General features: G+C 67.5%; 9 protein-coding genes. 5 read left to right on the top strand and 4 right to left on the bottom strand.

Annotated elements, in window-relative coordinates:
- Positions 1-166: 166 nt before the first annotated feature.
- A complete protein-coding gene (locus Q7V45_RS07955) occupies positions 167-1,012 on the bottom strand; it encodes a hypothetical protein (RefSeq protein WP_304849740.1) in 846 nt (281 codons plus the stop codon).
- Positions 1,013-1,118: 106 nt separating this feature from the next.
- On the opposite strand from Q7V45_RS07955, the gene Q7V45_RS07950 reads away from it, so the two are divergent.
- From Q7V45_RS07950 to rpmB, 5 genes are all read left to right on the top strand, one after another.
- A complete protein-coding gene (locus tag Q7V45_RS07950; RefSeq protein ID WP_304849737.1) occupies positions 1,119-2,987 on the top strand; it encodes an ABC transporter ATP-binding protein/permease in 1,869 nt (622 codons plus the stop codon).
- The gene (locus Q7V45_RS07945; protein WP_304849733.1) at positions 2,974-4,131 is read left to right on the top strand and encodes an MFS transporter; all 1,158 of its coding nucleotides are present in this window, start codon (positions 2,974-2,976) and stop codon (positions 4,129-4,131) included. The genes Q7V45_RS07950 and Q7V45_RS07945 overlap by 14 nt, the downstream gene beginning before the upstream one ends.
- Before the next feature lie 15 nt (positions 4,132-4,146).
- Positions 4,147-5,145, top strand: coding sequence for a methylmalonyl Co-A mutase-associated GTPase MeaB (gene meaB / locus Q7V45_RS07940; protein WP_304849729.1), 999 nt, complete (start codon positions 4,147-4,149; stop codon positions 5,143-5,145).
- The gene (locus Q7V45_RS07935) at positions 5,135-5,617 is read left to right on the top strand and encodes a YcgN family cysteine cluster protein (RefSeq protein ID WP_304849726.1); all 483 of its coding nucleotides are present in this window, start codon (positions 5,135-5,137) and stop codon (positions 5,615-5,617) included. Before meaB ends, Q7V45_RS07935 begins: the two co-directional genes overlap by 11 nt.
- 74 nt (positions 5,618-5,691) lie before the next feature.
- A complete protein-coding gene (gene rpmB, locus Q7V45_RS07930) occupies positions 5,692-5,997 on the top strand; it encodes a 50S ribosomal protein L28 (RefSeq protein WP_304849723.1) in 306 nt (101 codons plus the stop codon).
- A gap of 14 nt (positions 5,998-6,011) precedes the next feature.
- Here rpmB and Q7V45_RS07925 read toward each other — a convergent pair whose 3' ends face one another.
- The 3 genes from Q7V45_RS07925 to cobS form a co-directional block, all read right to left on the bottom strand.
- Positions 6,012-7,007, bottom strand: coding sequence for an esterase-like activity of phytase family protein (locus tag Q7V45_RS07925; RefSeq protein ID WP_304849720.1), 996 nt, complete (start codon positions 7,005-7,007; stop codon positions 6,012-6,014).
- Positions 7,008-7,295: 288 nt separating this feature from the next.
- Entirely contained in the window at positions 7,296-9,212 is a 1,917-nt protein-coding gene (cobT, locus tag Q7V45_RS07920; RefSeq protein ID WP_304849717.1) for a cobaltochelatase subunit CobT, read from the bottom strand.
- 18 nt (positions 9,213-9,230) lie between these two features.
- Positions 9,231-10,235 (bottom strand): cobaltochelatase subunit CobS, encoded by a 1,005-nt coding sequence (cobS, locus tag Q7V45_RS07915; RefSeq protein WP_304849714.1) that lies wholly within the window; start codon positions 10,233-10,235, stop codon positions 9,231-9,233.
- Positions 10,236-10,298 lie beyond the last annotated feature (63 nt).

Here is a 10,298-nt window from a genome sequence, read left to right as displayed (position 1 = left end):
CCCCCCTTTTTGCAGCCGCCGGTCGCCGAAACCGCCCAGACCGTACTCCATACCCGACATCCAATTCTCCGCCCGCTGTGCTTCGGACAGAGAATCGAACCGCCTTACTCGACGCAACTACGATGTGTGAATGCGATAGCCCTAGCGGGGTAGAGGAACATGAGGGCTACTTCCGCATCGCCTGGCTTTCGTCCGGCGTCATCGGGCGTTCGCGGAAGGAGAGGATGCGGCCGCGGATCGTGCCGAAGCCGGTCTGGGCCTCGAGCTTGGCGGGATAGCGCATCTGGCTCTGGTCCAGGCGGGCCAGCCAGATGCGCATCGGCCGCTCGCGCTCGGTCTCGGCCTCCTTCGGTGCGCTGTCGAACTCGCCGGCCACGCGCCGGGTGAAGATCTCGCAGACGAGAACGTCGCCCTGCGCGCCGGGGATGCCCGACTTGGCGGCTGACTCGGTGCCGACCTTCTTGATGATCACGTCGATGCGGCGCTTGCCGTCGTTACTCTGCACCGTGCGGTCGCAGGCCGCGTCGCCGGCCATGCCGACGCTCAGTCCCGCCGAGAGCGGGTCGAGCGAACCGCGCCGCTGCTCCTCGGAAATGGTGTTCTGCGGCGACGGCTTGTAGGCCGGGTTGTGGGTCTCCTGGATCGTGCCGCCGGCATACTGCGCGACCCAGGTGCGCGGCTTGTCGCCGACGACGATGGAGAGCGAACCGGCGGCCGGCCGGGCTCCCTCGGGAGAGAAACCGCCCCAGGCGCGATTGCGGCCGTCATAGTGCATGGTGACCGCGCGCAGGATGCCTTCCTTGAAGGTCCGGCTTTCGATGTCATAGCTGGAGCCGTTGAACTTCGCCGTGAGGTCGATGCGGAAGCCGGAGAGGCCGGCAAAGGTGATCTCGTAGGCAATGTCGACCTGCCGCGCGCCAAGCGCGGTGCTCTGGGCGGCGGTCTGGGCCGCCGCCACGCCCGGCACGGCCGTGCTCAGGACAATCGCTGCCAGGGCCTTACGAAATCTCATGAGACTCCCTTTCCCTGAAGGGCTTACGTCGGCTCGCTCGGCAGGATAGAAGGCCGCGGCGCCCTTCGCCATCCAACATGGTGGCCCAATAAGGCATTTTTCGTTCATGTCGAACCCCGGCCCTGACGGCATCCCCAAGGTGGACGGACCCCGTGCCTGGGGCGTGATCAAGATTCTCGGGCGCCATCTGTGGCCGAAGAATGAACTGGCGCTGCGCGTGCGGGTCATGATCGCCCTGGTGCTGCTGGTGGTGGCCAAGGTCACGAACGTCTACGTCCCGCTTCTCTACAAGGACGCCGTGGATGCGCTGGGAACGCCCGCCGCCCAGGCAGTCGCGGTCCCGATCGCCCTGATCGTCGCCTACGGGGCTGCCCGCGTGCTGGCTCAGGCCTTCGGCGAAATTCGGGACGCCATTTTTGCCCCGGTGGCCCAGCGGGCGATCCGCAATCTGGCGCTCGAAGTGTTCGGCCATCTCCATGCACTGTCTCTGCGATTCCATCTGGAGCGGCAGACCGGCGGGATCAGCCGCGTCATCGAGCGCGGCACGCAGGGCATGGACTTCCTGATCCGCTTCACGACCTTCAACATCCTGCCGACGCTGTTCGAGATCGTCCTGGTCGGGGCCATCCTGTGGAGCCTCTACGACTGGCGCTTCTCCGTCGTGACCCTGGTCGTGGTCGGCGTCTACATCGTCTTCTCGATCGTCTTCTCGGAATGGCGCATCAAGTTCGTGCGCTCGATGAACGAGGCCGACACCGAGGCGAATGCCAAGGCGATCGACAGCCTGCTGAACTTCGAGACCGTGAAGTATTTCGGCAACGAGCCGCACGAAGCCCGGCGCTACGATGTCGGCCGCCGGCGCTACGAGGACGCGGCCATCCGCTCCAGCCGCACGCTCTCGCTGCTCAACATCGGGCAGGGAGCCATCATCGCGGTCGGCCTCGTGGCGGTGATGGTAATGGCGGGCCAGGGCGTTGTCGCCGGCACGATGACGATCGGCGACTTCGTGGCGGTCAATGCCTTCCTGATCCAGCTCTACATGCCGCTCAACATGCTGGGCTTCGCCTACCGCGAGATCCGCAACGCGCTGGTCAACATGGAAAAGATGTTCGGGCTGCTGGGCGTGCCGGCAGAGATCGCCGACAGGCCGGGCGCGCCGCCGCTCGCCGTGGCCGGGGCTGAGATCGTGTTCGATCATGTCGATTTCCACTACGACGCGTCGCGGCCGATCCTGCACGATGTCAGCTTTCGCGTGGCGCCCGGCCACACGGTGGCCATCGTGGGTTCAAGCGGCGCCGGCAAGTCGACCATTTCGCGCATCCTGTTCCGCTTCTACGACGTGTCGGCCGGTCATGTGCGCATCGACGGGCAGGACATCCGCGACGTCCAGCAGGCGAGCCTGCGCGCCGCGATCGGGGTCGTGCCGCAGGACACCGTGCTGTTCAACGACACGATCTACTACAACATCGCCTACGGCCGCCCCGGCGCCAGCCGCGAGGAGGTCGAGGAGGCCGCCCGCCTGGCCCGCATCCACGATTTCATCGTGGCCCTGCCGCAGGGCTACGAAGCCATGGTGGGCGAGCGCGGGCTGAAGCTCTCCGGCGGCGAGAAGCAGCGCGTGGCGATCGCGCGGACCATCCTCAAGAATCCGCGCATCCTGTTGTTCGACGAAGCGACCAGCGCGCTCGATACCCGCACCGAGCAGGAGATCCAGCGCTCGCTGGAAGAGGTCAGCCGCGGCCGCACCACGGTGATGATCGCCCATCGCCTGTCGACCATTATCAACGCCGACGAGATCATCGTGCTCGACCGCGGCCGCGTGGCCGAGCGGGGCCGCCATGGCGAGCTGCTGGCCCGCGACGGGCTGTACGCCGACATGTGGCGCCGCCAGCAGGAAGCCGCCGCCGAGGCCGAACGGCGCATCGAGGAGCCGGCCTCCTTTCGCGCCGAGGGGCATCTGCGTGTCGGCGATTAGGCCGGCGGCCACCGGCCCCTGGCGCTCCCTCGTTCCCGTCTTCGCCGCCTGCGCCGCCATCGGCCTGCAGTCGGGCGCGGTGATGCCGCTGGTGCCGCTCGCGCTGGAGCGGCAGGGCGAGGACAAGCTCACCATCGGCATCGTCGCCGCCGCCTGGGCGCTCGGCATGCTCACGACCGGGCCCCACATTCCGCGACTGGCCGCCCGCTTCGGCGCCGTGCCGCTCATCCTGGCCGCCGTCCTGGCCGGTTCCCTGTGCACGGTCGGCTATACGCTGACCGCGGGTCCGGTCGCCTGGTTCGTGCTCTCCTTCCTGCACGGCGCGGTCGGTGGCGTGCCGTGGGTGGTGAGCGAGATCTGGATGAACCTCGTCGTCGAGGAGAAGCGGCGCGGCCGGGTCATGGCGATCTATGCCGCGATGTTCGCGGGCGGCATGGCGCTGGGACCCTTGGTGCTGCAGATCGTCGGCGTCTACGGGCCGGTGCCGTTCCTGACCTGCGCCGGGCTCGCCCTTCTGGTCGCCCTGCCGCTGCTGCCCTACAGGTACCGGGCGCCGGCGATCCGGCATCACGCCGACAGTGGCTACGGCGCCATCTTCGTGGCGGCGCCGCTGGCCATGCTGGCGGCCTTTGCGGGAGGCCTGGGCGAACAGGTCGCCTTCAGTTTCCTGCCGGTCTATGCGGTCAGTGCCGGCGTCGCGCCGGAGACCGGCGCGCTGTGGCTTTCGGCCTTCGTCGTCGGCAACGTGGCCCTGCAGTGGCCGATCGGCTGGCTGGCCGACCATGTCGACCGGCGGGGCGTGCTGGCGGGCTGCACGCTGATCAGCGCCGCGCTGGTGATCGGCCTCACCTTCGTGCCGGCCCAGTCGTTCGCCATCGTGGGCGTCATCATGCTGTGGGGCGGCATCTCGTTCGCGATCTATCCGGTGGGCCTGGCACTGCTCGGCCAGCGCTTTCACGGTGGCGACATCGCCCGCGCGAATACCGCCTTCAGCCTGATCTATGTCGTGGGCGGGCTGGTCGGCCGGCCACTCACGGGGGCGGCCATGGATGCGGTGGGCGAACCCGGCCTCGGCTGGACGCTGGGCTTTTTCTACGCGGTCGCGACGGTCGGCGCCTTGCTGGCAATGCGTCGCCGCGGCTGATAAGTCTGGCCGCCGATGAGTGCGTCCGCAGCGATTTCCGGCGTGCCGGCCGATCCGCTTCTCGAGCCCCTGCTGAAGGGCGACCGGCGGGCGCTGGCGCAGGCCATTACCCTGATCGAATCGACCCGCAGCGACCACCGCGCGCGCGCCGATGCGCTGCTGGCCGAGGTGCTGCCGCATACCGGCAAATCGGTGCGGCTCGGCATCACCGGCGTGCCCGGCGTCGGCAAGTCCACCCTGATCGAGCGTTTCGGCCTGTCGCTGCTGGAGCGCGGCCGGTCGCTCGCGGTGCTGGCGATCGATCCCTCGTCCAAGCGCGGCGGCGGCTCGATCCTGGGGGACAAGACGCGCATGGAAGAGCTGTCGCGGCGCCGGGAGGCCTTCATCCGGCCGTCGCCGGCCGGAATCACCCTGGGCGGCGTCGCCCGGCGCACGCGGGAGACGATGCTGCTGGTGGAAGCCGCCGGGTTCGACACCGTGATCGTCGAGACGGTGGGCGTCGGCCAGTCCGAGACCGCGGTCTCCGACATGGTCGACATGTTCATCGTGCTGCTGCTGCCCGCCGGCGGTGACGACCTGCAGGGCATCAAGCGCGGCGTGATCGAGCTCGCCGACCTGATCGTGGTCAACAAGGCCGACGGCGACCTGAAGGCCACCGCCAGGCGCTCGGCCGCCGACTACCAGCATGCGCTGCGCATGCTGCGCTCGCCGACCCCCGGCTGGACGCCCGAGGTCACCACCAGCTCGGCCCAGACGGGCGACGGCGTCCTCGAGATCTGGGACGTCGTCGAGCGCTTCAACCAGGCGGTGGGCGATAAGGGGATCCAGAGGCGCCGCGCCGAGCAGGCGCGCGCCTGGATGTGGAACGAGGTCGGCGAGACCCTGCTGGCGCAACTGAAGGCGCACCCCGACGTCCGGCGGCTGGTCGGCGGGCTGGAGCGCGAGGTCGAGGCCGGGCGGCTCACTCCCGCCGCGGCGGCCCGGTCCATGCTACAAGCCTTCCATGGCCGCTAAGTCCTTCCTGAAACGCGCGCGCCGCGCCGCCGAGGCCCAGAAGGAGCCCTTCTGGAAGCGCAAGACCCTGGCCGAGATGACCCAGCAGGAGTGGGAATCGCTCTGCGACGGCTGCGGCATGTGTTGCGTCAACAAGCTGGAATACGAGGGCACGGGCGAGCTTGCCCAGACCGATACCTGCTGCCGGCTGCTGGATCCCAGGACGGCGCTCTGCAAGGACTACAAGAACCGCAAGAAGATCGTGCCGGAGTGCATCCAGCTCACCCCAAAAGTGGTGGCCAAGATGGACTGGCTCCCCAGGACTTGTGGATACCGGCTGGTCCACTTGAAGCAGGACCTCTATTGGTGGCATCCCCTGGTCTCGGGCGATCCGAACACCGTGCACGAGGCGGGAATCTCGGCACGGGGGCGGGTGATCCCGGAGGACCAGGTCGAGGACATCAGCGAAAGAGTGGTGGATTGGTTCGCTTGACGGGCACCGTTTGGGCCCGTAAAAAGCCGGCCTTCCCGCCCTCCGGCGGGATCGTTTTTTTAGCGGATATCGCCATGCCTCGTCGTTGCGCCCTTTCGGGCAAGTCCGTCCAGTACGGCAACAATGTGAGCCACGCCAACAACAAGTCGAAGCGCCGGTTCATGTCGAACCTTCAGGTCGCTTCGGTGTTGTCCGATGCGTTGGGCCACGCGGTGCGCCTGCGCCTGACCCCCCGCGGCATCAAGACGATCGAGCACAATGGCGGCATCGACGCCTATCTGCTCGACACGAACGACAGCAAGCTCTCGCCCGAAATGAAGGTGCTGAAGCGCCGCGTCGTCTCGGCCAAGGGCAAGAAGGACGCGAAGAAGGCGGCCTGAGGGCTGAGCTTCGCTCAGCCCTCCAATTCGAACAGCATCAGAATGTTGCGCTGAAGCGGATTGAAGTTGTCGTCCGATATCAGCCAGAGCAGCGTCTCGCCCTTGGGGCCGCGCGTTGCCGCCAGCCCTTCGAGATTGTCGACCGCATAGGGTGAGGCAAGGCGCGCCAGCTCCTCGGGCCTCACGATTGCTCCGGGCCTGAGTTCAGACGCGTCGAACCGCATCACCCGGACCCGCACCCCGCGCACCATGTCGAAGGCCCGCTCGAGGGTGGCGAAGGAGCCGTCCGGCAGCACCGCCAGCGCGGTTGGCCTGTAGTCCGGAATCGTCGCGTAGCTGAATGAACTCCATGTGTATCGGCCGCTGCCGTCAGGCTTGCCGATCCAGCCCGCCACCGTCTCCGGCTGTCGGCTGTACTCTTCGCTGATCGCGATCACCGTGCCATCGGCCAGGGCGGCCAACGCCTCGATCCCGCCATTGGCCGGCTGGCGGCCGATGTCGGCGGGCCCCTCGACGGGCAGCGGCGTCGCGGTGAGCGACGGATAGCGCCACAGCCTGTGCCGGCGCTCGAAGGCCACCAGCCACGATCCGTCGGGCAGGCGCACGAACGCCTCCGCGTCGGCTTCCGGCTTGCTCTCGATCGGCTTGCCGTCGAGGCCGCGCAGCTGGCCCATCCGCGCATCGCTGAGGCCCACCAGCGTGCCGTTGGCGTCGAAGCGGGGCGTGGCGACGAGCCAGGCGCCCTCGTCGGAGATCGAGGTGAGGGTGCGATTGTCCGGCGTGACGTGGAGATCCGACAGGCCGCCGAAACTGCGCAGGTTGGCCCGCATCTCGAGGCCGCCTCGCCAGACCAGCCGACCGACACGGGCTGCCTTCGGCTCGTCGATCTTGAGCGTGAGCGCCGAGCTCTCGATCGTGATCGGCTGTTCCTGCGCCACCGCCGGCGGCGGCGACACGCCGGCGCAGGCGGCGACGAGCAGGCAGAGCGTGAGAAGGAGGCGGTTGGTCACGGGGATTGGAGCCGACTTGGCCGAAGGAACGGCGAACTTGAATTCAAGGCCCGTCGTCTCGACCGGAGCCGAGCGAAGCGAGGCGGAGTGGAGAGACCTTCTCTCCACGATCTGACGGCATTTAGTGGAGGGAAGGTCTCTCCACTCCGCGCTGAGCGCTCCGGTCGAGACGATGGAAAATTATGCATCCGACACCCCTCGAAGTTCTCGAGGGGCGCTCCGCTTCGGGCGGGCAAACCCCGCCCTGAGATGACGGAGTTTCTCGGGCCGAGCGCAAAGCAACTTTCTCTAGGCCGCGCGCTTGCCGGACTTGGTTCCGACCTTGCCGGCGCCCTTGCGTGAACCGCGGGCGGCGGCGGCGTCCTTCTTGTCGTCGTCGTCGAACAGGGAGGCGAGCTGCTCCATCATCGTGCCGCCGAGCTGGTCGGCGTCGACGATGGTGACGGCGCGGCGATAGTAGCGCGTGACGTCATGGCCGATACCGATGGCGACCAGTTCGACCGGCGAGCGCGTCTCGATCCAGTCGATGACGTCGCGCAGGTGCCGCTCGAGATAGTTGCCGGGATTGACCGACAGGGTCGAGTCGTCGACCGGCGCGCCGTCCGAGATCACCATCATGATCTTGCGCTCTTCGGGGCGTGGCAGCAGGCGGCTGTGCGCCCACAGCAGCGCCTCGCCGTCGATGTTCTCCTGGAGGATGCCCTCGCGCAGCATCAGGCCCAGGTTCTTGCGGGCGCGCCGCCACGGCGCATCGGCCGGCTTGTAGACGATGTGGCGCAGGTCGTTGAGGCGGCCCGGATTCGCAGGCTTGCCGGCGGCGAGCCACTGTTCGCGACTCTGACCGCCCTTCCAGGCACGCGTCGTGAAGCCCAGGATCTCGACCTTCACGCCGCAGCGCTCCAGCGTACGGGCCAGGATGTCGGCGCTCATCGCCGCGACCGTGATCGGGCGGCCGCGCATCGAGCCCGAATTGTCGATCAGCAGCGAGACCACGGTGTCGCGGAAGTTGGTGTCGCGCTCGGTCTTGAACGACAGAGCGTGCATCGGATTGGTGACGACGCGGGTGAGGCGCGCGGCGTCGAGAATGCCCTCGTCGAGATCGAACTCCCAGGCGCGATTCTGCTGCGCCATCAGGCGGCGCTGCAGCCGGTTGGCGAGCTTGCCGATCACGCCCTGAAGATGCGCCAGCTGCTGGTCGAGATGGTTGCGCAGGCGGCCCAGTTCCTCGGCGTCGCACAGCGCGTCGGCCTCGACGATCTCGTCGAACTTGTTGGAATAGGCGTGATACTGCTGGCCGGCCGGCTCGTTGCTGAGCGCACCCGGCGGCAGCCACGGACGCTCGGCGCGGCCCGGCTCCTCCTCGTCGCCCGAACCCATCTGCATCTCGGTCTGGGCCTGGTCGGCGGCGGTTTCGGAGGCGTCGTCCTGCTCGGAAGCGTCCTCGCTCTCCTCGCCCTGAGCGCCGTAGCCCTGGGTCTCGCTCGAATCGCTCTGGTCGTCGCCGGTCTCGTTCGACTGACCGTCGGCGTTCTCCTGGTCCTGCGAGTCCTCGTTGTCGTCGTCCTGCAGGTCTGCCGACTCGTCGCCAAGCTTGAGATCCCGGATGAGCTGGCGCGCGGCGCGGGCAAAGGCTTCCTGGTTCGTAAGCGACTCGCGCAGCTTCTGGAAGTCGCGACCGGCGGCGTTTTCCACGTCGGCGCGCCACATGTCGACCATCGCCTTGGCCGATTCCGGCGGCGCGGCGCCGAGCAGCTGCTCACGGGCGATCAGGCCGATCACGTCGGCGATCGGCGCGTCTTCCTTGGTCTTGATGCGCGCATGGCCACGCTGGTCGGAGCGCTGGCGCCACAGGGCGGAGAGGTTGTCTGCAACACCGACCATCTTGCGGGCACCCAGCGCCTCGACGCGGACCTGCTCGACCGCCTCGAATATCGCGCGCGCCGCCTCGCCGCGGGGCACGCGGCGCAGGTGGGTCTTGCGGTCGTGATGGCGCAGCTTCAGCGCCATCGAATCGGCCTCGCCGCGGACGCGGCTCACATCCTCGACCGGCAGATCGCGCGCCGGCACGGTGATGCGGGCTTCCTGGCCCAGCAGTGAACCGCCGTCGGGGACGAAGGCTACGTTCACTTCCTTGCGCGACACCGCCCGCATTGTGGTGGCGGTGACGCGACGAAACTCCTCGAGGGGAGTGGAGTCCTTGGCCATGCGGCCCTCTTTACTAACTTAGTGCAGCTTGCCGCCCTTGCCGCTGGATGCCGGCAATTCCTTGCCGAAGCAGCGCTGATAGTACTCCGCGAGCGTACTGCGCTCGACCTCGTCGCACTTGTTCAGGAAGGTGAGACGGAAGGCAAAGCCCACGTCACCCCCGAAGATGCGCGCATTCTCGGCCCAGGTGATCACCGTACGGGGCGACATGACGGTCGAGATGTCGCCGGCGATGAAGCCCGCACGCGTGAGGTCCGCCAGCGCCACCATGGCGGCGATGGTCTTGCGGCCCGCGTCGTTGTCATAGTGCGGCGTCTTGGCGGCGACGATGTTCACTTCCTGGTCGTGCGGCAGGTAGTTCAGCGTCGTCACGATCGACCAGCGGTCCATCTGACCCTGGTTGATCTGCTGCGTGCCGTGATAGAGGCCGGTCGTGTCGCCGAGGCCGACCGTGTTGGCGGTCGAGAACAGGCGGAACGCCGGATGCGGATGGATGACCTTGTTCTGGTCGAGGAGGGTGAGCTTGCCGTCGACCTCGAGTACGCGCTGGATCACGAACATCACGTCGGCACGGCCGGCATCGTATTCGTCGAACACCAGCGCGGTGGGGTTCTGCAGCGCCCACGGCAGGATGCCTTCACGGAATTCGGTGACCTGCTTGCCGTCGCGCAGGACGATCGCATCCTTGCCGATCAGGTCGATACGCGAGATGTGGCTGTCGAGGTTGACGCGCAGGCAGGGCCAGTTGAGGCGCGCCGCGACCTGCTCGATGTGCGTCGACTTGCCGGTGCCGTGATAGCCCTGGACCATGACACGGCGGTTGTGGGCGAAGCCGGCGAGGATCGCCATCGTCGTGTCGTGATCGAACAGGTAGGCATCGTCGACCTGCGGGACATGCTCGGTCGGCGTGCTGAACGCCGGCACTTCCATGTCGGTATCGATGCCGAAAACCTGACGCGCAGAAACCTTGATATCCGGCATGCCCGAAACATTCTGACGCGCCGCGGTCGTCGTAGAGGCCATCACACGAATTCCTACAAAACAATGCCCGCCAATTGCGGGCAATTTCATAGTCGCAGGCAGGAT

Source organism: Reyranella sp. (assembly GCF_030651995.1).
Lineage (GTDB): Bacteria > Pseudomonadota > Alphaproteobacteria > Reyranellales > Reyranellaceae > Reyranella.
Note: the sequence above shows the minus strand (reverse complement) of the source record. Positions and strands in the feature narration are given on the sequence as shown.

Coding starts and splice junctions, on each gene's coding strand:
- Q7V45_RS07955 (WP_304849740.1), bottom strand. CDS start 1,012: ATGAGATTTCGTAAGGCCCTGGCAGCGATTGTCCTGAGCACGGCCGTG.
- Q7V45_RS07950 (WP_304849737.1), top strand. CDS start 1,119: ATGTCGAACCCCGGCCCTGACGGCATCCCCAAGGTGGACGGACCCCGT.
- meaB (WP_304849729.1), top strand. CDS start 4,147: ATGAGTGCGTCCGCAGCGATTTCCGGCGTGCCGGCCGATCCGCTTCTC.
- Q7V45_RS07935 (WP_304849726.1), top strand. CDS start 5,135: ATGGCCGCTAAGTCCTTCCTGAAACGCGCGCGCCGCGCCGCCGAGGCC.
- rpmB (WP_304849723.1), top strand. CDS start 5,692: ATGCCTCGTCGTTGCGCCCTTTCGGGCAAGTCCGTCCAGTACGGCAAC.
- cobT (WP_304849717.1), bottom strand. CDS start 9,212: ATGGCCAAGGACTCCACTCCCCTCGAGGAGTTTCGTCGCGTCACCGCC.
- cobS (WP_304849714.1), bottom strand. CDS start 10,235: ATGGCCTCTACGACGACCGCGGCGCGTCAGAATGTTTCGGGCATGCCG.